At 69.6% G+C, this 21,006-nt stretch carries 22 protein-coding genes; 12 read left to right on the top strand and 10 right to left on the bottom strand.

All coding sequences use genetic code 11. From position 1 onward, the window contains the following. Positions 1-95 precede the first annotated feature (95 nt). The gene (locus IG65_RS0122795) at positions 96-968 is read left to right on the top strand and encodes a helix-turn-helix domain-containing protein (protein ID WP_030516985.1); all 873 of its coding nucleotides are present in this window, start codon (positions 96-98) and stop codon (positions 966-968) included. Here IG65_RS0122795 and IG65_RS0122790 read toward each other — a convergent pair. Beyond that, positions 906-1,616, bottom strand: coding sequence for a metal-dependent hydrolase (locus tag IG65_RS0122790; RefSeq protein WP_030516984.1), 711 nt, complete (start codon positions 1,614-1,616; stop codon positions 906-908). The genes IG65_RS0122795 and IG65_RS0122790 overlap by 63 nt on opposite strands. A 42-nt stretch (positions 1,617-1,658) precedes the next feature. Next, positions 1,659-3,929, bottom strand: coding sequence for a serine/threonine-protein kinase (locus IG65_RS0122785; RefSeq protein ID WP_051756673.1), 2,271 nt, complete (start codon positions 3,927-3,929; stop codon positions 1,659-1,661). A 384-nt stretch (positions 3,930-4,313) separates the two neighbouring features. On the opposite strand from IG65_RS0122785, the gene IG65_RS0122780 reads away from it, so the two are divergent. Genes IG65_RS0122780 through IG65_RS0122765 form a run of 4 tightly spaced genes read left to right on the top strand, consistent with a single transcriptional unit; the run spans position 4,314 to position 6,369 of the window. Next, positions 4,314-5,060: a hypothetical protein gene (locus IG65_RS0122780; RefSeq protein ID WP_030516982.1), complete on the top strand. Its 747-nt coding sequence runs from the start codon at positions 4,314-4,316 to the stop codon at positions 5,058-5,060. 40 nt (positions 5,061-5,100) lie between these two features. Beyond that, the gene (locus IG65_RS0122775) at positions 5,101-5,373 is read left to right on the top strand and encodes a hypothetical protein (protein WP_030516981.1); all 273 of its coding nucleotides are present in this window, start codon (positions 5,101-5,103) and stop codon (positions 5,371-5,373) included. Between the two features lie 20 nt (positions 5,374-5,393). Next, the gene (locus IG65_RS0122770) at positions 5,394-5,777 is read left to right on the top strand and encodes a hypothetical protein (protein ID WP_156055729.1); all 384 of its coding nucleotides are present in this window, start codon (positions 5,394-5,396) and stop codon (positions 5,775-5,777) included. A 49-nt stretch (positions 5,778-5,826) separates the two neighbouring features. Then, the gene (locus tag IG65_RS0122765; protein WP_030516979.1) at positions 5,827-6,369 is read left to right on the top strand and encodes a hypothetical protein; all 543 of its coding nucleotides are present in this window, start codon (positions 5,827-5,829) and stop codon (positions 6,367-6,369) included. A 4-nt stretch (positions 6,370-6,373) separates the two neighbouring features. Here the strand turns inward: IG65_RS0122765 and IG65_RS0122760 are convergent, their stop codons facing one another. After that, positions 6,374-7,315, bottom strand: coding sequence for a LysR family transcriptional regulator (locus IG65_RS0122760; protein ID WP_036525455.1), 942 nt, complete (start codon positions 7,313-7,315; stop codon positions 6,374-6,376). A 100-nt stretch (positions 7,316-7,415) separates the two neighbouring features. On the opposite strand from IG65_RS0122760, the gene IG65_RS0122755 reads away from it, so the two are divergent. Genes IG65_RS0122755 through IG65_RS0122745 form a run of 3 tightly spaced genes read left to right on the top strand, consistent with a single transcriptional unit; the run spans position 7,416 to position 9,160 of the window. Then, positions 7,416-8,519, top strand: coding sequence for a zinc-binding alcohol dehydrogenase family protein (locus tag IG65_RS0122755; RefSeq protein WP_030516977.1), 1,104 nt, complete (start codon positions 7,416-7,418; stop codon positions 8,517-8,519). 27 nt (positions 8,520-8,546) lie between these two features. Then, positions 8,547-8,840, top strand: a complete 294-nt coding sequence (locus IG65_RS0122750) for a hypothetical protein (RefSeq protein ID WP_051043657.1) — start codon at positions 8,547-8,549, stop codon at positions 8,838-8,840. Then, positions 8,837-9,160, top strand: coding sequence for a CopG family transcriptional regulator (locus IG65_RS0122745; RefSeq protein ID WP_104363836.1), 324 nt, complete (start codon positions 8,837-8,839; stop codon positions 9,158-9,160). Before IG65_RS0122750 ends, IG65_RS0122745 begins: the two co-directional genes overlap by 4 nt. Before the next feature lie 6 nt (positions 9,161-9,166). Here IG65_RS0122745 and IG65_RS0122740 read toward each other — a convergent pair whose 3' ends face one another. Together IG65_RS0122740 and IG65_RS0122735 are read right to left on the bottom strand one after the other, a co-directional pair. Next, positions 9,167-10,630, bottom strand: coding sequence for a hypothetical protein (locus tag IG65_RS0122740; protein ID WP_051756672.1), 1,464 nt, complete (start codon positions 10,628-10,630; stop codon positions 9,167-9,169). Beyond that, positions 10,627-12,147 (bottom strand): hypothetical protein, encoded by a 1,521-nt coding sequence (locus IG65_RS0122735; protein ID WP_030516973.1) that lies wholly within the window; start codon positions 12,145-12,147, stop codon positions 10,627-10,629. The genes IG65_RS0122740 and IG65_RS0122735 overlap by 4 nt, the downstream gene beginning before the upstream one ends. Before the next feature lie 178 nt (positions 12,148-12,325). Between IG65_RS0122735 and IG65_RS0122730 the strand changes: the two genes are divergently transcribed. The 3 genes from IG65_RS0122730 to IG65_RS0122720 all read left to right on the top strand — a co-directional run bounded on the left by IG65_RS0122730 (position 12,326) and on the right by IG65_RS0122720 (position 14,849). Next, a complete protein-coding gene (locus IG65_RS0122730) occupies positions 12,326-12,778 on the top strand; it encodes a MarR family winged helix-turn-helix transcriptional regulator (RefSeq protein ID WP_030516972.1) in 453 nt (150 codons plus the stop codon). 107 nt (positions 12,779-12,885) lie between these two features. Continuing rightward, the gene (locus tag IG65_RS0122725; protein ID WP_030516971.1) at positions 12,886-13,449 is read left to right on the top strand and encodes an isochorismatase family protein; all 564 of its coding nucleotides are present in this window, start codon (positions 12,886-12,888) and stop codon (positions 13,447-13,449) included. Continuing rightward, positions 13,446-14,849, top strand: coding sequence for an MFS transporter (locus IG65_RS0122720; protein ID WP_030516970.1), 1,404 nt, complete (start codon positions 13,446-13,448; stop codon positions 14,847-14,849). The genes IG65_RS0122725 and IG65_RS0122720 overlap by 4 nt, the downstream gene beginning before the upstream one ends. A gap of 1 nt (position 14,850) precedes the next feature. Here IG65_RS0122720 and IG65_RS0122715 read toward each other — a convergent pair whose 3' ends face one another. The 5 genes from IG65_RS0122715 to IG65_RS0122695 form a co-directional block, all read right to left on the bottom strand. After that, positions 14,851-15,807, bottom strand: coding sequence for an SRPBCC family protein (locus tag IG65_RS0122715; RefSeq protein WP_030516969.1), 957 nt, complete (start codon positions 15,805-15,807; stop codon positions 14,851-14,853). Beyond that, positions 15,800-16,165, bottom strand: a complete 366-nt coding sequence (locus IG65_RS0122710; protein WP_036525452.1) for a helix-turn-helix transcriptional regulator — start codon at positions 16,163-16,165, stop codon at positions 15,800-15,802. Before IG65_RS0122710 ends, IG65_RS0122715 begins: the two co-directional genes overlap by 8 nt. A 47-nt stretch (positions 16,166-16,212) precedes the next feature. Continuing rightward, a complete protein-coding gene (locus tag IG65_RS0122705; protein ID WP_030516967.1) occupies positions 16,213-17,424 on the bottom strand; it encodes a TerC/Alx family metal homeostasis membrane protein in 1,212 nt (403 codons plus the stop codon). 138 nt (positions 17,425-17,562) lie between these two features. After that, positions 17,563-19,788 (bottom strand): catalase/peroxidase HPI, encoded by a 2,226-nt coding sequence (gene katG, locus IG65_RS0122700; protein WP_030516966.1) that lies wholly within the window; start codon positions 19,786-19,788, stop codon positions 17,563-17,565. Positions 19,789-19,824: 36 nt separating this feature from the next. Then, the gene (locus IG65_RS0122695; RefSeq protein ID WP_036525450.1) at positions 19,825-20,238 is read right to left on the bottom strand and encodes a Fur family transcriptional regulator; all 414 of its coding nucleotides are present in this window, start codon (positions 20,236-20,238) and stop codon (positions 19,825-19,827) included. Between the two features lie 488 nt (positions 20,239-20,726). Here IG65_RS0122695 and IG65_RS0122685 point away from each other — a divergent pair, with 488 nt between their 5' ends. Next, entirely contained in the window at positions 20,727-20,909 is a 183-nt protein-coding gene (locus tag IG65_RS0122685; RefSeq protein ID WP_156055728.1) for a hypothetical protein, read from the top strand. Positions 20,910-21,006 lie beyond the last annotated feature (97 nt).

Genomic DNA, 21,006 nt, shown 5'->3' with positions numbered 1-21,006 from the left:
ACCGTGCGGCGTGGCGAGTGCGGCGGGGAGACCGGCTGTGGCCTGGTCCTGGCGGGGCTACCCCGGCGTGGCTGGGAAGCGGGCACACTGGATGAGTGAGTGATCGTCGTGCCCTGGGAGAGTTCCTGCGTGCGCGCCGCGCGCGGGTGCAGCCGTCGGAGGTGGGTCTGCCGCCGGGGACGCGGCGGCGGCAGACGGCGGGCCTACGCCGCGAGGAGGTCGCTGCGCTGGCGGGGCTGAGCGTGGACTACTACATCCGGCTGGAACAGGGCCGCGACCGCAATCCGAGCCCGGAAGTGCTGGCGGCGCTGGCCTCGGCGTTGCTGCTGAATGCCGACGAGGCGGCTCATCTGCACCGGGTGGCGCGGCTGGCGGGGGCGCGCTCGGCCGCCGCCGCGGCGCCGGTGGAGGTGGCCGGGCGGGGCATGGTGTTGCTGCTCGAATCGGTGCGTCCCACACCGGCTTTCGTCCTGGATCAGGTGAGCAACCTGCTGGCGGCGAATCCGGAGGGGCTGCGGTTGCTGTGGGGTATCGAGCAGTGGGAGCCGAGACGCCGCAATCTGATTCGGTACGTGTTCACGCATCCGGTGGCGCGGACGGTGTTCGAGGATTGGACGGGGATGGCGCGCGATTGTGTGGCGCATCTGCGGGTGGTGCAGGGCGCGGGATCGCATCCGGTGGAGCTGGCGGCGCTGACGGCCGAATTGTGCGCGGCGACCGCGGATTTCGAGGCGTTGTGGGCGCACTACGATGTGCGGGCCAAGCGCGGTACGCGGCGGATGTTCCGGCATCCGGCGGTGGGCCGGATGGAGTTGACCTCGGAGATTCTGACCGCGGCGGACGGGCAGCGGTTCGTCGCGTTCCAGGCCGAGCCGGGCAGCCCGGACCGCGACGCGGTGACGCTGTTAGGGCTGGTGGGTGATGACGTACCAGAGCGCGGCGAGGGTGCCGAGCACGAACAGTGGTGAGATCAACCAGGTTTCGACCTTGTTGCCGGTGCGGTCGATGATCGGGATGCGGGTGCGGATGTCGAGTGGCCAGAACAGCCGGCAGCCGCGGTCGGTCAGGCAGTCGCCGATGAGGTGGGCGAGGGCGCCGAGGCCGACGGAGAAGGGTAGCCAGGCGGGTTTGTCGGAGATCCACTGGTCCATGGCGAAGGTGCCGGCGACGGCGAGGACGGCGATGGTGGCGTAGGAACGCAGTCCTTCGCCGGGCGGGCAGAGGTTCAGGGCGCGGACGGCGAGGGCGAGCAGGAAGAAGACCAGGCCGAGGGTGAACCAGCGGCCGATCCAGTGTTCGCCGGCCCAGGTGCCGTAGGTGACGGCCGCGACGAAGGCCAGGGAGTGGGTGGCGTGGCGGTGTCCGCCGGAGACGGTGGAGATGATCTTGCAGGCGGTGTGCGTGATCGGTCCGAGCGCATGCGAGATGGTGCCGCTGGGGTGGTCGGCGTCGGGCAGCAGGGCGGCGCCGGCGGTGAGGAACGTTCCCATGAGCAGGTCGACGGTGCCGAGGTGGCCGATCTGCGCGGCGGGGAAGGTGAGAATCGAAAGTGGTAGCGCGGCAGCGGCTCCCGCCCACGCCAGCGCACCACTGGTCGCATGTGAATGTCCTAGCACCGACTCGAGATTAGACGATCTTGGTCGGGTGACCGCAGCCGGTCAGGAGTGGGGGTGGGGGTCGAGGATGCGGTCGAGGGCGTTGAGGTCGGATTCGAGTAGGTAGAAGGTGCGCAGAGTGATGAGGAAGGCGAAAAGTCCTCCGACACAGAGCCCGACGATGGGGCCGATGACGGTCTGCTGTTGGTCGGGGGTGAGGAAGACGAGGCCGGCGGGGACGCCGATGAGTGGGACGCAGGCGGCGACACCGAGGTAGATGCGGCTGCGGTGCACCATGCGGCGCAGCATGGCGGCGTCGGCGGGGGTGGTGCCGCCGGCGGCGACCAGGCCCGGGTAGTACCAGCGCAGGACGAAGTAGGTGACGGGGAAGTAGGTGTAGACGACGGCGACGCAGGCGGCGACGAGGTTGCAGGCGATGAGGCTGGTGGTGATGCCGGCGGACACGTCGCCGAGGGTGTGCAGTTTGACGAGGAAGACGCCCAGTGCGGCAAGCCATCCCGCGAAGGTGGCCACGGCGATGCGGTCGCCGCAGGCGAGGGTGGCGGCGCGGGCGCGGGCGAGGGTGGCGGCGTCGAATTGTCTGCCGCGGCGTAATCCGTTGGGTACCACGAACACCGAGCGGCACCAGTACATGAGGGCGGCGATGGCGATCGGGTAGGCGATGGCGATTATGACGATGCCCAGGCGCACCATCTGGTGGGCGGCGTCGGCGCCGAGGGCGTCGCGGATGAGTCGCAGGTTGTGGGAGCCGAGGTAGAGCCCGGCGAGCAGGTGGCCGAGCAGGCTGGAGAGGGTGACGACGGGCATGGGGCGCATGCGCAGGCGGGCGCGCAGGCTGTGGGTGGGCGGGTCGACGAGGTCGCGGGCGGCGCGGTCCTGGCTGAGGTCGAGTTGCTGGGCGAGGTCGGCGCCGGTGGCGTAGCGGTCCGCGGGGTCGGGTGCGAGGCAGGTGAGCAGGGCGTGGCGCAGCAGGGCGGGGGTGTCGGGTGGGAGGTCGGCTTCGAAGTGGTCGGCGACGGGTGTGCGGCGCCGGTCGATCATGGCTTGCAGGGATTCTTCGGTTTCGCCGGCGTCGTGGCCGTCGTCGAAGGGGAGGCGGCCGGTGAGCAGTTCCCACAGGACGACGGCGAGGGCGTAGAGGTCGGCGCGGGTGTCCAGGTCGGCGGCGGTGGTGTCGAGGTTGGGGTGGCAGGCCTCGAGTTGTTCGGGGGCCATGTAGGGCAGGGAGCCGCCGAAGTAGGCGACGGGGTTGGCGCCGGGCAGGTGGCGGCTGAAGCTGATGTTGAAGTCGGCGAGTTTGGGTTGGCCGTCGGCGGTGAGGAGCACGTTGGCGGGTTTGAGGTCGCGGTGCAGGATGCCGCGGTGGTTGGCGTAGTCGAGGGCGGCGGCGAGGCGGCTGCCGAGCCAGGCGACGGTTTCGGGCCAGCTGAGCCGGGCGAGTTCGGATCGGGTGGGCGAGGGCTGGGGTTCGAGGACGCCGCCGGTGGTGGTGGCGGCGTCGATGGCTTCGAGCAGGAGTTTGCCGTCGCGCTGGGCGGGTGGGGTGCGGCGCAGCATGCGCAGGACGCCGAGCAGGGTGCCGCCGGGCACGTACTGCATGTACATGAGTTTGAGGCGCTGGTCGGTGATCTGGCGCTGGTCGAAGACGCGCACGATGTGGTCGTGGTCGAGTTGGGCGAGGGTTTGTGGTTCGCTGCCGCGGTCGTGGGAGATTTTGACGGCGACGAGGCGGCCCATGGAGCGTTGGCGGGCGAGGAAGACGCGGGCGAACGCGCCTTGGCCGAGGGGGAGCAGCAGGTCGAAGTCGTCGACGGTGGCGCCGGGGTTGATGGTGTCGAGTGCGTCGAGGGCGGTGGGGTCGGCGAGCATGGTGGTGCGCAGTCCGGGTGCCGAGGGGGGTAGGTCCTCGAATCCTTCGGTGATGCGGGCCATCTGGATGGGGTAGTCCTGTTCGTATTCGCCGAGGTCGACGGCGTGGTGGTCGCGGCGGCTGCGGGCGTTGATCTCTTCGTAGACCAGGTCGGGGGGCAGGGGCGCGGCGGCGAGTTCGGGGAATTGTTCGCGGTAGTCGGCCAGTCGCGGTGCGTCGGTGTCGCGTTGCCAGCGTTCGTGCAGGTCGACCTTGATGAGTTCGATGAGTGCGGAGCGGCGCAGCGCGGGTTCGGCGGGCAGGTGGGCCGACAGATCGGGGGGTTCGCCGGAGGTTTGCCATTGCTGGGCGAAGCGGGCGACGAGCGACGTCAGCGCGGTCTGCGTTGCGGTGGCGCGGTCGGCACCGGGGTCGGGTGCGGTCGCGCCGAGGTTGTCGGTCATCCCTCGCTCGCTTCGAAATCGGTGGTACCCGGGCCCGGACCCGAGAATAGGTGAATCCTCCCATGAATTCTGGGGAACGTGCCGATGCCGTTACGTTATACGGGATTTCGTGCCTACCGTGCGGTGCTGGGAAGCCGGTCGGCTGCGGCGGGGGAATATCGCCGGGGCCGGGTCGGCGGGCTCGCCGGCCGGGGTGGTCGCGGCGTCGTCGCGTGGGCGGGCGGGGTCCGGCGGTGCGATGGTGGATTAGCTCGGGGGTTGTTCGCGGGGGCGGTGGATTGCGGCCCGGCGCTGGCATTAGTGGATTGAAGCGAGATAGGCTCCGGGGGATTGTCGAAGGAGCCGAGTGGCCGGATCGGTCGCTCTCGTCGAAAGGGGTCCGCCGTGTCGGTGCCGGCCGCGGTGAAATCCGAGATCCAGACCATCGGGGGCGCGTTCATGTTCTCCCGCGAGGCCAAGGCATTCGGTGCCACCACCGGCGTGGACGGCTTCATCGGCCCGTATACGCGCGGCCGCGGCGGGGTGCTCGGCGAGGTGGATGCCGATGTGGTGACCGCGGCGTTCGGGTTCTTCGAGCCGGAAACCGTTCGGGCAGCCTGGGATTCGGTGGCGATGGCGCCCGCGCAGGCCGCGGCCGGATATCTGGCGGCGTGCCAGGGTTTCGGTCGCCGCAAACTCGCCGGATTCGACGGCTGCGACCGGTTGGCCGAATTGCTGCGGGTGGTGACCGATGCCGCCGATGTGGCGGGGGTGAGCCTGTTCGCGGGCTGGCGGGCGTTGCCGCTCGCCGACGATGCCGCCGGTCGGGTGTTGCAGTTGATCCATTGTCTGCGTGAGCTGCGGGGCGGCCTGCATCTGATGGCGGTGCGGGCCAGTGGGCTGTCGCCGTTCGAGGCGGTGCTGATCGGTGGCTCGCCGCGTACCGACGGGCCCACCCAGGCGCGGCTGTTCGGGTGGGGTGAAAGGGTCGACACCACCGAGGTGAGCTCGGCGATGCGGCAGCGCTGGGATGCGGCCGAGGCGCTGACCGACGACCTGATCGCCCCGGCCTTCGCGGCGCTGGACGACACCGCGGGCAAGGAGCTGGTCGAGCTGCTGCGCGGAGCGCAGGCCACGGTCTTCGCGCGGTAGTCGCTGCCGTCCGGGCGCCATACTGCCGTAAGCTGTTGGTATGGCGGAGACGAAGAAGGTGACGATCTCGGTCCCCAAGGATGATGTGTCCACCTTGGAGCGCTGGAAGGCGTCGGGGCGGATCGACAATCTGTCCGCCTACGTGTCGGCCGCGTTGCGGGATCGGATGGACCGCGATATCTCGCTGGATGCCATCGAGTCCAGTTTCGGTGGCGTGCCGCCGCTCGAGCTGGTGAATCAGGCCCGGCGTGTGCAGGGCCTGCCGCCGCTGTCGGCGGAGGATCTGGATCGGCGAAGCGCCGGCGCCGCGTGAGCCCGGCCACACTGGGCGGCGTGGTGTTCGACACCGCCGCCGTGGTGGGCTGGACGCGGCGGCTGCCGTATGTGCACGCGGTGGCGTGGGCGACGGCCGAGGCCGGTCATACCATCGTGGTGCCCGCGGCGGTGGCGGCGGCGGGGCAGGCGCTGATTCGGCCGGATCGGCTCGATATTCTCGCGGTGTTGCTGGAGCTGCCGCACACCGTGGTGACCGGACTGGACACCGGCGCGGCTTCCCGGGTGGCGGCGTTGCTGGCCGGACGTTCCGATGCCGATGGGCTGGTGGCCGCCGGACACGCCGCCAGTGAGGCGGTCTCTCGCAATTGGCCGTGTTTGACCGCTCGGCCGGATATGTTGCGACGCATCGACCATCAGGTGCTGGTCGATCCGCTGCCCTGACCGACCGCGGCCGCGGCTGCCGTGCGACGACGAGGAGAGGACCGCGACCATGTCAACGGCCCTGAGCCCCCGGATTTCCCGGCTGCGCCAGCTGATCGATCATCCCGCGACCGGTGCCGCCGAACGCGAGGCCGCCCAGCGCATGCTCGACCGCATCCTGGCCAAGCATCCGCAGGCGGCGGGACCGCGGGGCGATCGTGATTACGGTCCCCGCTATCACCGGGTCGGCCGGCACGCCACGTTGGCGAGTATTGCCGAAATGATCAGCCAGGACATCGTTTTCGCGCAGATCTTCAGCATGCCGCAGCATCGTGCGGAGCTCGCCGAACGTTCGCCGATCCGGGACGCTCCCATCGAGATCTCCTACTCGGTCGCCACTCCGTACGTCGGCAAGATCATCGTCACCATCGAGGGTGTGCCGCGGGAGTGGGGTTGGGTCAGCGACTGCGGCATCGACAACCCGAGCCCGGCGCTGCAGGAGCTGGCCGACGAGCTGGCCGAGATCATGAACGCCTACAACCACGACGGCAGCGATATCGGCAAACGCTTCTTCGCGTGTGTGCGGGTGCCCGAGCGGACCCTGATCTGGTGATCCGCTAGCCCGGCGCCCGGGCGGTCCCGTGTGCGAAAGGTGTTGCGGCGCTGCGTAATTCCTCGATCACGGCCGCGATCGGCGGGGTGAGCGGGGCCGGTGTGCGGACCAGCGACAGGCGGCGCAGTTCGGTGACGGCGCGGTCGTGGGAGCCGGTGACGACGCGCAGCGTGATCACCTCCGGCGGCAGCGCCGGGAACAGGCCCGAGGGGACGGTGGTCACGCCGCAGCCGGCGGCGACGAGGGCGAGTTTGGCGAGCCAGTCGCGGGCGCGGTGTGTGATGTGGGGGCGGCCGGGCAACCCCGGCCACACTCCCAGCAGCGGTTCGCTGGTGGCGGCGGGGCTCGCGATCCACGGAGCGTCGACGAGTTCGTCGACGGTGACGGTGGCGCGCCCGGCGAAGCGGCCGGTGGCGGGGGCGGCGACGAGCAGTTCTACCTCGCCGAGTTGTTCGACGATCAGCCGCGGTAGTTCGGTGTCGGGTGGCCGGTGCGGCGGCCGCGAGGTGATCACGGCGAGATCGAGGCTGCCGGCGCGGATGGCGCGGACCAGCGCCGGCGTGGTGCCCTCGCGGGTGGACACCTCGAGTGCGGGGTGGGTGCGTCGCAGCGCGGCCAGCGCGGTGGGTACGAGAACCGCGCCCGCGCTGATGAGGCTGCCCAGTCGCACCCGCTGCATGAAATCGCGGTCGTCGAGGTCGCGTCGCGCCGCCTCCAGCGCGTCCAGCACGACCCGTGCGTGGCGCAGCAGCGTCAGCCCGGCCGGGGTGAGGTGGACGCCGGTGCGGTGGCGTTCGAACAGGGGTTTTCCGGCCTCGCGTTCGAGGGTCGCGGCTTGGCGTGAGATGCCGGATTGGGTGTAGCCGAGGGCGGCGGCCGCGGCGGTGAACGATCCGCGTTCGGCGACCTCGGCCAGCACCCGCAGGCCGGCCGGTGACAGGTCCATGACTGTCCGGCATACCAGATATGCCGGACTTTCGCTGGTGGCATGGCCGGATCGCGTCCTACGTTGGCGAAGAAGAGATTCGGAACCGGAGGAGTGGGCGATGCGTGCGGCGATGTTGGAACAGTTCGGGCAGCCGTTGACGGTGACGACTGTGCCCGATCCGGTGGCCGGGCCGGGTGAGGTCCTGGTGGATGTGCTCGCTACCTGTGTCTTGCCGTATGCGGCAGAGGTTTTCGGCGGTGCGCGCAACTATCCGCTGGAGCCGCCGGTGATTCCGGGAATGGGCGGGGTCGGGCGGGTGGTGTCGGCCGGTCCGGATGCGACCCGGCTGCGGCCCGGGGACCTGGTGTGGTGTGATCCGACGGTGCGCTCCCGCGACGACGCGCGCACCCCCGACATCACGTTGCAGGGCTGGAGTTCGCGTGGTCCGGGCGGGCTGCGATTGTCGCGGTACTTTCATCACGGTTCGTTCGCGGAGCGCATGGTCGTGCCGACGGAGAACGCCGTGCCGCTCGGTGATGTCGACGGCGAGGACGTGGCCGGCTGGGCGTCGCTGGCGGTGCCGCTGGTTCCGTACGGGGGTCTGCTGGCGGCGGATCTGCGTGCCGGGGAAACGTTGCTGGTGAGCGGCGCGACCGGCAATTTCGGGGGTGCGGCGGTGGCGGTGGGGCTGGCCATGGGCGCGAGCCGGGTGGTGGCCCCCGGCCGCAACCGCGCGGCTGCGACGCGGTTGCGGGACCTGTTCGGGGACCGTGTGCGCCCGGTCGAGCTGACCGGCGACGCGGAGGTGGATCGGCAGGCGATGGTGGACGCGGGCGGGGGACCGGTGGATGTGGTACTCGATATTCTGCCGCCCGCGGCGGACACGCACGTGGTGCGAACCGCGGCGATGACGGTGCGCGAGTTCGGGCGCGTCGTGCTCATGGGCGGAGTGGGGATGCTCGGCGGTTCCGATCTGGCGCTACCGTATCCGTGGCTGATGCGCAACAGTGTGACGGTGCGGGGTCAGTGGATGTGCCCGCGCACCGCGGTTGCGGGGTTGATCGAGCTGGTGCGGTGCGGGCTGCTCGATCTGTCGGCGGAAACGGTCACCACGTTCGGATTGGACGACATCGCGGCGGCGGTCGAGCACGCCGCGGCCCATCCCGCGGCGTTCGATCGCACGGTGCTGCTGCCGCAGCGGCGCTCACCACTGCCGAGGTAGGTAATACGCGGGTATTATGGTGACTGCGTGGAGTACGCATGGTGGATCGGAATCCACTCGTTCCTGGCTCGTGCCGAGGTGGCGCCCTGGGAGGTGATGGAGGTGCTGTATTCGTCGCGGCGCTGGCCGCGCCCGGCCCGCACCCCGGAAGGGTTGCCCGTCACGACCGTGTGGGGCCGCACCGACGCTGGCCGTCCACTGGTGGTGATGCTGCGGATGCGGCCGTCGCCGGAGTCGGCCGGCACCTGGGAGATCGTGATGGCCGCGCAGATGCGCCCGCAGCAGCTCGAGGAATACACCGCATGGGAGGCGAACCGATGACCGACAAGCACATCTTCGAACCGAAGCCCGGCGCCGACCCGCAGGCGGTCGTGGACGGTTTGGTGTTCGACGACTCCGCCGCGGCGCCCGCGCTGCCGCCGACCGGCGAGGAGATCGAACGCGGCATGGTCACCACCTCCCTGAAACTGCCGAAGGATCTGCGCGACCGGATCCGGGAGGCGGCCGCCGAACACTGCATCACCCCCTCGATGCTGATTCGCCAGTACATCGAGATGGGATTGCTCGCCGAACAACCCGGCCGGATGATCCCGCTGTCGGATGCGATCCGGGTGCTGAGCAGTCTGCGTCCCTCGGCCTGAGCCCGGTTACCCGAGTTCGGTGGCGGCCCACAGGTCGTAGCCGTGACCGCCGGGCTCGGGCGGGCCCGCCACGATGCGGTGGGTGCGTGTGCCGTCGGGTCCGCGTTCGGCGCGCAGGAACAGGTCGCCGGGGTGCGCCTCGGCGTGGCGGTTGCGGGCGTAGTCGTAGAGGTGGGTGACGAACACGACCTTCACTCCGGCCTCGGTGAGCGCCCGCAGCAGGGGCCCGGCGATACGGCCGGCGTCGCGTTCGCCGGTGGAGGCGAACGCCTCGTTGCACAGCAGCAGCCCGCGCGGCCCGATCCGGTCGATCACCGCGTTCATCCGGACCAGTTCGTCGGCGAGTCTGCCGTAGGACAGGGTGTGGTCCTCGTCGCCGACGAAATGGGTGAACACTCCGTCGCGGACGTCGGCGGCGAATTCCTCGGCGAGGACGAACATTCCGGCCTGCATCATCAGCTGCGCGGCGCCGAGGCTGCGCAGGAACGTGGATTTGCCGCCGTTGTTGGCGCCGGTGACGATCAGCAGCGATCGCCCGTCGGCGGCGAGGTCGCTGCCCGCCACGCTCGCGGGTGCCGGGCCCAGCGCCAGGGTGATGTCGCGCAGCCCGCGGCAGCGCAGCCGCGTCGTGTCGGACGGGTGCGGGTGCGGCAGGCAGTAGGGGATCGCGATACGGTCGAGGCGCTCTCGCAGGATCAGGCAGCCGAGGTAGAAGGCGGTTTCCTCCCGTAACCGCAGGAAGAAGGCGTGCATCCGGTCGGCGGTAGCGGCGACCACGTCCGCGAGCTCTGCCAGCGCGTGATCCTTCAGCTGCATCACCGGATCGGCCTCGGCCTCGCCGTCGGCGATCGCTTCGAAAACGCTTGTGCTGCGGGGGAATCCGAAACGTGGCCGGCGTGCGGGTGGCCGGTGGACCACGACATCGGTGATCTTGTTGCCGGCGCCCAGGCCCGCCTCGATGTCGACGCCGTGGTCGAAGCGCAGCACGCTCAGCTCGTCGCGCACCGCCCGCAGGTAGGTGTCGTCGAACTGTTTCGTCGTCGCGATCAGGTCGGTCCAGCCCGCGGCGGTGAGGCGGTCGCCGTCGCGTTCGAGCAGGGTGCGCAGCCGTCGCAGCTGCTCGAGCTGTGCGGTGAACGGTGGCAGGGTCAGAACCAGTGTGCCGTTGGCGCGCCGGCGCGCGGCCGATGTCCAGCGCCGCACCGACGTCGCGGCGGCGGCGATGTCGTGGACGGCGCGCACGAGCTGGGGGTGCGCGCAGCAGTCGGTGAGCACGGCGTGGCGGTGTGTGATCACGGCCGGATCCGCCGGGGTCGCGGTGATCACTGCCCGGACCGTGTCGGCGATCGCCGGGTCGCGCTCGGCGATCGTGTCGAGCAGTGCGGATATGCCCAGATCCGCGACAGCGGTGTCGCCGAGCGCGGCCGGGGCGGGTGCGGTGTCGACGGGGAACAGCAGCCGGACCCTCATCGCGCCAGCCTCGCGGCCACCGCGTGGTAGCCGAGTCCGTAGCGTTGGGCGAGTTCGGTGGCGTAGGCGTTGCCGTCGGCGGGGCGGCGCACGATGCGGTAGGTGCGATGTGCGCGGTCGGCCGGGTCGGTCGATGCCACCATCGACACCACCTCGGGTCCGGCGTCGGCGAGGTCGTCGAAGAAGCTCACCCACACCCCCCAGGCGCCGAGCCGTACGATGTGCGCCAGGACCTCGCCGGCGATGCGCGCGCCGTCGTGTGTGGTGGTCGTGGAGAAACTCTCGTTGAGCACGACCAGGGTGTCCGCGCTCGTGGTCCGCAGGATTTCGCGCATGGAGCGCAGGTCCGCCAGCAGCCTTCCGTCCGGGTCGCCGGCATGTTCGGCGCGTTCGAAGTGGGTGTGGATGCGATCGGGCAACGGCAGCCGCGCCGCCTGCGCGGGGACCGGGCCGCCGAGCGCGGCGAAGTACACCAGTTGCCCGATCGCGCGCGCGAAGGTCGTCTTCCCGCCCTGGTTGGGGCCGGTCACCACCGTCATTCGTTCCGGGGGTTCGAGGTGGAAATCGTTGCACACCAGCGGGTTCGGTGAGCGGGTAGCGAGGGCGAGGTCGTAGGCGCACTCGGCGTGGATCGGTTCGCCGGGTGCGGCGATCTCGGGCAGGCACAGACTGCGGCCGGTGCCGGCGGCGCGGTGGGCGAACCGGCGGTAGCGCAGATAGAACTGCATGCCTCGATCGAATTCGGTCACCTCGGGGGCGATGAAATCTCGATGGCGGGTGGCGAATTCGGCCAGTCGCTCGAACGGCGCCGGGTACAGGTCGGCGACCCGGTCGAGGATCTGTTCCTCGGTCTGGTTCATGTCCGGCCACTCCGGTTGCGGGTGCGGGTCGCGGCGGTGTGGTGCGCCGAAGCGGGCGAGCAGTCGCGTCACGGCGGCGGTGTAGTCGGGTGCGGGGCGTGCGGGGCTCACCTCGAGGGTGCGGTCGACGATCCGCAGCCGGTACCGCACGCGGGCCAGCGCGGCTCGTACGGTGTCGATGTCGTGGGCCAGTGTGCGCAGATCCGCACCGGCGCAATAGGTGTCGAGGTAGGTGCGCCACCGTAGCAGCGCCCGCGATCGCAGTGGCAGCCGTGCGGCCGCCGCGTGCAGTGCGGTCACCGCGGCCACGTAGCCGGCGGCGGCGTCGAGATGGGCGCGGTGGCGTTGATGCCGGTGATACAGCTCGCCGGCGATGAGCAGCCGGCGACGTACCCGCCACATGGCGATCACGAATTCCTCTGCCGCGGCGTATGTTTCGTGGTCGTCGAGGTCGGTGAACACCTCGTGGCGGAATCGGACGGTGTCGGGGTCGCGGACGGGGCGGCGCAGCAGGGCGGTGAGGTCGTGGTCGTCGGTATCGCCGACGATCGCGGCGAGCAACGGTTCGATTTCCAGGTCGGTCAGCGCGTCCTCGCCGACTTCGACGGTCGCGACGCGCTCGGCCGGCACCGGCCACAACACACTGACGGTTTCCATCCCCACCCACTTCCCGCGCCGGCCGGATCGAGTAAACGACCCGGTAGGGGGCTTTTCGGTCAGGCTAGCGACATTACTTACCGGCCGTCAAGTAATCACACCTACGACGAAGGTCGAGTCACATCCGAATTTATACAGCCAGCTGTACAGTTAGCTTAGTAAATGATACCGTGGAGTCATGTCCGGAAAGCCTGCGCCCACAGCCGCCTCGGTGGCGACCGATCTGCGTGTCGCCATCAGCCGGCTGCTGCGGCAGCTGCGCGCTCAGGCCGAGGGCAGCGACCTCACCAAATCCCAGAGCTCGGTCCTCATCCGCCTCGAACAGGGCGGGCCCGCCACGGCCACCCAACTGGCCCACGCGGCGGGAATGCGCCCGCAATCGATGGCGAAAATCGTTCGCGCGCTGGAAGAGCTGGAAGAGGCGGGTCTCATCGCGGGCACACCCGATCCGGCCGACGGCCGCAAAACCGTCCTGGACCTGACCGAGGCCGCCCGCGACGAATTCCGCACCGGCCGCCGCGCGAAAGAGGACTGGCTCACCCGCGTCATCGAGGCCGAATTCACCGACGCCGAAATCCGGCAACTCGCCGATGCGGTCGGGCTGCTCGACCGCATCGGCCGCGCCGGCTGATCGAAGCGCCCACAACCGAAATCCGCGACCCGGCCACCGGGTTCGCGCGATCCGGCGCGCGCCGGCCCCGGTGCGTCCGAAACCTCACGCCAGCAAAGGAATTCGTCATGCCCGTCACCACCCTGGACCCGGCCACCGCCCTCATCGTGATCGATCTGCAGCAGGGCATCGTCGGGCGGCCGCTGGCGCATCCGGTCGAACCCGTGATCACGCGCGCGGCCACACTCGCGCACGCCTTCCGCGACCGGGACCTGCCGGTCGTGCTCGTCAACGTCGCCGGCACCCCGCCGGGGCGCACCGACGCCGGCGCGATGACCATGACCGATCTGCCGCCGGACTGGACCGCCCTCATCCCCGAGATGACGCCGCAGCCCGGCGACATCCAGGTCACCAAGCACGCCCGCAGCGCCTTCGCCGGCACCGGGCTCGCCGACCGGTTGCGTGCCGACCGCGTCACGCAGGTGGTGGTCGTGGGCATCGCCACCGGCGCCGGCGTCGAATCGACCGCCCGCGCCGCCCACGAACAGGGTTTCCACGTCACGCTGCCCGTCGATGCGATGACCGATTCCGACGCCGAACGCCACGATCACAGCATCGCCCACATCTTCGGCCGCATCGCCGAAACCGGAACCACCGATGACGTACTACGGACATTGGCGGCCCGCTCGTGACAGCCGCCCCCGCCGACACCGCGCCCGCCCGCAGCGACCCGTTCACCGTCCGCTTCGTCGGTCCGCTGCTGCTGGGCTCGACCCTCAATCCGATCAACACCTCCACCATCGCCACCGCCCTCGTCGGCATCGGCGTCGACTTCCACCGGGGCCCCGGCACCACCGCCGTGCTCATCTCGGTGCTGTATCTGTGCAGCGCCGTCGCCCAGCCCACCATGGGCAAACTCGCCACGCTGTTCGGGCCGCGCCGGGTGTTCACCGGCGGGTTGATCATCCTCATCGCCGCCGGCGTGATCGGCGCCGCCGCAACGGCATTCGGGTTCCTGGTGGTGTCGCGCGCGCTCATCGGGATCGGCACCTCGGCGGCGTTTCCCACCGCGATGGCGCTGGTGCGGCGGCGCGCCGACGACGCCGGGACGGGGGTGCCGGCGCGAGTGCTGGGCAACTTCTCGATCGCCGCGCAGGTCACCTCCGTGGTGGGGCTGCCGCTGGGTGGTCTGGTGGCGGGTGTGTTCGGTTGGCGCGCAATATTTTTCGTCAACATTCCGCTCGCGCTGGTCGCGCTGGTGGCGACGGTGACCGGTGTGCCGAAGGATGCACCGCGCGACCGCGATCAGGGGTCGCTGCCGGCCGCGGTCGACCTCGTCGGCATCGGCCTGTTCGCCGTCGCCGTGATCGGCATGCTGAGGTTTCTGTCTGATCTGCGCTCACCGCTGTGGTGGTTGCTGCCGGTGACGCTGGGACTGGTCGCCGCCCTGGTGGCGTGGGAGTTGCGGGCCAGCAGTCCGCTCATCGATGTGCGGATGCTGACTCGCAACGGCGGCCTGTTGCGCACGTATCTGCGGCAGGCGGTGGTGTCGCTGGGCACCTACACCGCCCTCTACGGGACCAGTCAGTGGATGGAACAGGCCGCCCACTACAGCGCCTCCCAGGTGGGGTTGATCCTGCTGCCGCTGTCGGCGATCAGCATCGTCATCGCGCGGCTGGTGTCCAATCGCGGCTGGGTGCGGGTGCCGCTGACCGCGAGCGGTGTGGCGTTGGTCGCGACCGGGCTGGTCATGGTCGTGATCACGCACAACTCGCCGGTGATCGTGCTGATCGCGATGTCGCTGCTGTTCGGAGTGGCCAGCGGCGCCAGCGGGTTCGCCAACCAGGCCGCGCTGTATGTGCAGGCGCCCGCCCGGCAGGTCGCGGTGGCGTCGGGGTTGTATCGCACCTTCGCCTATGTGGGGGCGATCTTCTCCTCCAGCCTGATCGCGCTGACCTTCGGTTCGGCGACCACCGATGCCGGGCTGCACGCCATCGCCTGGGTGATCGTCGGCCTCGGTGTCCTCGTCGCGCTGATGACGTTGCTGGACACCACGATTCCGGCCCGTACCGGCCGGGCGCCCGCGCAGTGACTCAGCTGTAGGTGGCGGTCAGTTCGGTGACCCGCTGCTCGGGCCACGGGCATCGGATCTCGCCCTGGGTGGCGGCGAAGAACAGTTCGATATGCACCTGCCAGGCGGCCAGCAGTCCGGCGCGGTGCGCGGCGAGCCGCTGGGGCAGGGTGTGGGTGAACTCGACCCGGGTGCCCAGTCGCGGATCGGCGATGATCTCCCACCGCGCCCGTCCCGCCGGCTGCCCGTCCACCGACACCTCGTATTCCAGCAGCCGCGGCGGATCGAATGCGGTGACCGGTCCCGGCTCGATCGCCGGGTTGGTCGCGCGTGCCGGGGGCAGCGCGCCGACGCGCAGGGGGTGGTCCTCGACCAGGATCGCCCAGATCGTGTCCGCGGGCCGCCACACCAGGTCGCGCGAAAATCGCAGCAGCACATCGGATTCGGGGCCCGCGCCGGGTTCGGCGCTGCCGCGGGCCAGCCCGAACTTCTCGGCGTAGGCTTCGGCTCGGGCCAGCCATCCGGCTCTCGGGTCCTCACCTTCGGCGCGGTCGTCGAGTGTGGCGGCCAGGCTCGTCAGGCAGCCGTCCCATCCGGCGGCGGTGCGGGCGGCGCCCAGGCGGCCGGTCGGGCCGTCGCCGAGCGCGTGGGTGAACACCAGCCGGCAGCCGTCGCCGTCGGCGATCAGCTCGAATCGCAGCACATCCCGGTTCCAGCGGAACATGAACACCTTCGGCGGATCGACCTCGAGGACCTCCCCGTCCCAGGTGTCCTCGACCGTGGCTTCGTCGTCGAAGACGAATCGCATCGGCGCGCCGGGGCGCAGGTCGGTCTGCACCGCGGCCGGAAACCACGCCTTCATCTGCTCGGGATCGCTGATCGCCCGCCACACTCGTTCCCGGGGGTGGGCGAAGCGGCGCTCGAACCGCAACGTGGGCGTGCCGTCGATCGTGGTCAGTTCGGCGGACGGGTCACTCATCGTCATCACTCCTTGCGGTCTCGGCTTCGGTGGGCGTGGTGCTGTCGTCGGCGGCGGCCAGGACGTCGAGGTGGCGGGCCAGCGCGTCGAGGCTGGTGTCCCACAGCTGCCGGTAGGGGGCCAGCCACAGGTCGATCTCGGTGAGCGGCTGGGGTCGCAGCCGGTACCAGCGCCGTTGCGCGTCCTGGCGGACCTCGACCAGGCCGGCGCCGCGCAGGATCTTCAGGTGTTTCGACACCGTCGGTTGTGCCAGGCGCAGTTCGGTGACCAGCTCGCCGACCAGGTGTTCGCGCCGGCGCAGCAGGTCGAGGATTTCGCGGCGCCGCGGTTCGGCCAGCGCCTCGAACGTAGATGCCATATCGGCAATATAGCCGAAACGGAATATAAAGGGGAGGGGTTCGACGGTTACATCCGCAGGGGCAGGCCGGCGCGGATGCGTTCCATGCGGTCCTCGTGCACGACGTGCGCGCGGTCGAGCAACGTGGTCAGGTCGTCGGCGCGGAACCGGTGCACATATTTGTCCGGCAGCCCGGCCATGGTCCGTTCCGCTGCCAGCATCCGCCCGTAGGTGTGTTCGCGCACGGCCTGATCGGCCTCGTAGCCCAGATCGAGGTACCGGGTGGCGTAGCGGCGCGCCCCGGCGACCGCGGTCTGCGCGCGCCCGGCCGGGCTCCACAGCGAAACCACCACCGTCACAACGAGTATCGCGACGATCACGACCAGCGACCACACGGTGGGAATCTCGGCCACCGGCACCGGGTCGCCGTCGTTGACGAACGGCACGCTGTTGTGATGCAGCGCGTGCAGAATCAGCTTCACGCCGATGAAGCCGAGTACGGCGGCCAGCCCGAAACCCAGGTAGATCAACCGGTCCAGCAGGCCTTCGAGAAGGAAGAACAACTGCCGCAACCCCAGCAGCGAGAACGCGGTGGCGGTGAACACCAGGAATACGTTCTCGGTGAGGCCGAAGATCGCGGGAATCGAATCGAGGGCGAACAGCACGTCGGTGCCACCGATCGCGATCATCGCCGACACCATCGGCGTCAACCGGCGCCCACCGTCCACGATCGTGGTCATCGCGTCACCGTCGTAGGAGTCGGTGGTGCGCAACAGTTTCCGGGTCGCGCGCACCACGAGCCCGTCGCCGGAGTGGGTGTCCTCGCTCTCGGGACGCAGCATATTGCCCGCGGTCACCAGCAGCACCCCGCCGAACAGGTAGAACACCCACGCGAAACGGTTGATCAGCGTCGCTCCGAGGAAGATGAATCCGGTGCGCGCCAGCAGCGAGATCACGATCCCCACCAGCAGCACCTTCTGCTGGGCGGCCGCGGGCACCCGGAAGGCGGTGAAGATCACCAGGAAGATGAACAGGTTGTCCACCGACAACGCCTTCTCGGTGATGTAGCCGGCGAAGTACTCGACCCCCATCTCGGATCCCCCCAGACCCCACACCACGAATCCGAACGCCACCGCCACACCGATATAGGCCGCCGACCACGCCGCCGACTCGCCCAGGGTCGGCGAATGCGCGCGACGCACGTGGAAGACGAAGTCGAACACCAGTAAGACGACGATCAGCGCCAGCGCACCGGCCCATGCCAGCAGCGGTACGGTCACGGCGGCCTCCTGTGCCCGAGTGGTCTCGGGTGACTGTAGCGTCCGCGGCCGAACGCCCGCCCGAACCGGCATGCTCCCCGGACGTGCGGATGCCCCGCGCACCGGCGGTGGTGCGCGGGGCATCCGGGCAACGGCGGATCAGGCCAGGTCGAACCGATCCAGGTTCATCACCTTGTCCCAGGCGGCGATGAAATCGTCGACGAACTTGGCCTTGGCCTCGTCGGTGGCATACACCTCGGCCAGCGCCCGCAGCTGCGAGTTCGAGCCGAAGACCAGATCGACGCGGCTGCCGGTCCAGCGCTGCTCGCCGGTGGCCCGGTCCGAGCCGACGTAGGTGCCGTCGTCGGCGGGAGAGGGCTTCCACTCGGTGCTCATGTCGAGCAGATTCACGAAGAAGTCGTTGCTCAGCACTCCGGGGTTGTCGGTGAGCACACCCAGCGGCGACTGCTTGTAGTTGGCGCCGAGCACCCGCAGACCGCCCACGAGCACGGTCATCTCCGGCGCGGTCAACCGCAGCAGGTTCGCCTTGTCGACCAGCAGATACTCCGCCGACAGCCGGGTGCCCTTGCCGAGGTAGTTGCGGAAACCGTCGGCCTTGGGTTCGAGCGCGGAGAACGACTCCACATCGGTCTGTTCCTGGGTGGCGTCGGTGCGACCCGGGGTGAACGGGACACTCACCCCGAAACCGGCGTCGCGGGCGGCCTTCTCGATCGCCGCGACACCGCCGAGCACCACCACGTCGGCGAACGAGACACGCACGTTGCCGGACTGTTCGGTGTTGAACGCCTCCTGGATCGCTTCCAGGGTGCGGATCACCTGGGCCAGCTCGTCGGGGTCGTTGACCTCCCAGCCGTTCTGCGGTTGCAGCCGCAACCGGCCGCCGTTGGCGCCGCCGCGTTTGTCGCTGCCGCGGAACGAGGCCGCCGCCGCCCAGGCCGTCGACACCAGCTGCGGCACCGTCAGGCCCGAATCCAGGATCCGCGCCTTGAGGGTGGTGATCTCGGCGTCCCCGATCAGGTCGTGATCGACGGCCGGGATCGGGTCCTGCCACAGCAGGGTCTCCTCCGGCACCAGCGGACCCAGATACCGGGACTTGGGTCCCATATCGCGGTGGATCAGCTTGTACCAGGCCTTGGCGAACTCGTCGGCCAGTTCCTCGGGATGGTCGAGCCAGCGCCGCGTGATCGGCCCGTAGATGGGGTCGAATCGCAGCGACAGGTCGGTGGTCAGCATCGCCGGGGCCTGGGTCTTGGACGAATCGTGGGCGTCGGGCACCGTGCCCGCGCCCGCGCCGTCCTTCGGCACCCACTGCCACGCCCCGGCGGGACTCTTGGTCTGCTCCCATTCGTAGCCGTAGAGGGTTTCGAGGAAGCTGTTGTCCCACCGGGTCGGGGTCGGGGTCCACGTCACCTCGATGCCGCTGGTGATCGCGTCCTTGCCGACACCGGTGCCGAACGAGCTCTTCCAGCCCAGGCCCATCTGCTCGAGCGGCGCGGCTTCCGGTTCGGGGCCGACGTTGTCGGCGGGGCCGGCGCCGTGGGTCTTGCCGAAGGTGTGCCCGCCGACGATCAGCGCCGCGGTTTCCACATCGTTCATCGCCATCCGGCGGAACGTCTCGCGGATGTCGATCGCGGCCGCCAGCGGATCCGGGTTACCGTTGGGCCCTTCGGGATTGACGTAGATCAGGCCCATCTGCACGGCCGCGAGCGGGTTCTCCAGATCGCGCCGCCCGGAGTAGCGGGCATCGCCGAGCCATTCCATCTCCGGACCCCAGTACACCTCCTCGGGTTCCCACTCGTCGACGCGGCCGCCGCCGAAGCCGAAGGTCTGGAAACCCATGTGCTCGAGGGCGACGTTGCCGGTGTAGACGATGAGATCGGCCCACGACAGTTTGCTGCCGTACTTCTGTTTCACCGGCCACAGCAGCCGGCGCGCCTTGTCCAGGCTGGCGTTGTCGGGCCAGCTGTTGAGCGGGGCGAAGCGCTGCATCCCGGATCCGGCGCCGCCGCGGCCGTCCTCGATGCGGTAGGTGCCGGCCGCATGCCAGGCCATGCGGATGAACAGCGGCCCGTAGTGGCCGAAATCGGCCGGCCACCAGTCCTGCGAGGTCGTCATCACCTCGATGATGTCGGCCTTGACCGCGGCCAGATCCAGGGTCGCGAATTCGGCGGCATAGTCGTAGTTCGCGCCGAAGGGATTGATTTCGGCCGGATTGTGCTGCAGCACTTTGAGATTGAGCTGTTCCGGCCACCAGTCGCGGTTGCCGCCACCTTCGACGGGTCGCTTCATGCGGCCGACGACGGGGCATCCGCTCTCGGGCGGTTCGGTATTGGCCTCGGCGATAGGTGGATGTTCCTCAGGCACGGTCTTTCCTTTCCGAGTAAGTGAAACGGGCTGTGATCACGGGGTCGATCGAGCAGTCGGCAGGGAACAGGAGGGGCACAGGCCCCAGTAGATGACCTCGGCCTCGTCGAGGACGAAGCCGTTGTCGTCGGCGGCGGTCAGACACGGTGCGTCGCCGACCGAACAGTCGACATCGGCGATGACGCCGCAGGAGCGGCACACCAGATGGTGGTGGTTGTCGCCGACGCGGGTCTCGTAGCGGGCGACCGAGCCCATCGGCTGGATCCGGCGCAGCAGACCCGCCTCGGTCAATGCCCGCAGCACGTCGTAGACGGCCTGATGGGAGACCGTGCCCAGGGTGCCGCGGACGAGGCCGAGGATGGTGTCGGTGTCGGAGTGCGGGTGGTCGGCCACAGCGGTCAGCACCGCGATCCGCGGGGCCGTCACCCGCAGCGCGGCCCGGCGCAGCATGCGCTCGAAATCCGCCGTAGTGGACACGGTCCGAAGTATGACTCATTCAAGTAACCGGTAGGTGCGGTTTTGAGAACCAAACTTTCCGAACACTTCGAATCCGGCCGTCGTCCGAGGGTCGCTCCGGCGCTCGCGCGGCCGCCCGGTGCCCGCGCCGCGCGGGACGCACCGGTGCCGGCCGTCGGTCACATCCGTGTGGTGCCCCGCATTCTGTGATTGTTGTGATTTCTGTGGTTTCTGATGCCGGTGACCACACCGAAATTCAGAGCTCCTCGGGGCTCGATTTCATAACGACCGTCACGAAAACTGCGGGCGGCAACCGGAAGCGTCCCGTTCTTCCTGCGCTCGAGCGGGCGAAAGTCCGGCTATCTGGTACCGAGGAAACTGCGTAGTTATCAAAAAATTACTTTTTATCCGGGCGCGCCCGCCCACCGAATCTACCTACGACACACTGCCGTGAGGTGCTTCACGTGCCAGAAGGTGATCCGGTGAACGCGATGAATTCCAACGATGTGGGTGACCCGCCCGGCCCGGACACGGGCCGCGCCGCCCCGCACGCGATGTGCGGCGGCGGGCACGGCGACGGTGACGGCTCCGAACCCCGGGGTGGCCTCGTATCCGCGGACCGGCGGTCGCGCGATCACCGGCTCCGCTACAAACGCAAGGACTGACCTGGGCCGACGGCCCACGCGGACGGTCGCCGCGGCGTGTCGGGGCGTCGTGACCACCGCCTTTGCGTCGTCGGCCGCACCACCGGACGAATATCCC

This window comes from Nocardia sp. NRRL WC-3656 (assembly GCF_000720265.1).
Lineage (GTDB): Bacteria > Actinomycetota > Actinomycetes > Mycobacteriales > Mycobacteriaceae > Nocardia > Nocardia nova.
The sequence above is the reverse complement of the archived record's forward strand: the minus strand, read 5'-3'. Positions and strand labels throughout refer to the sequence as shown.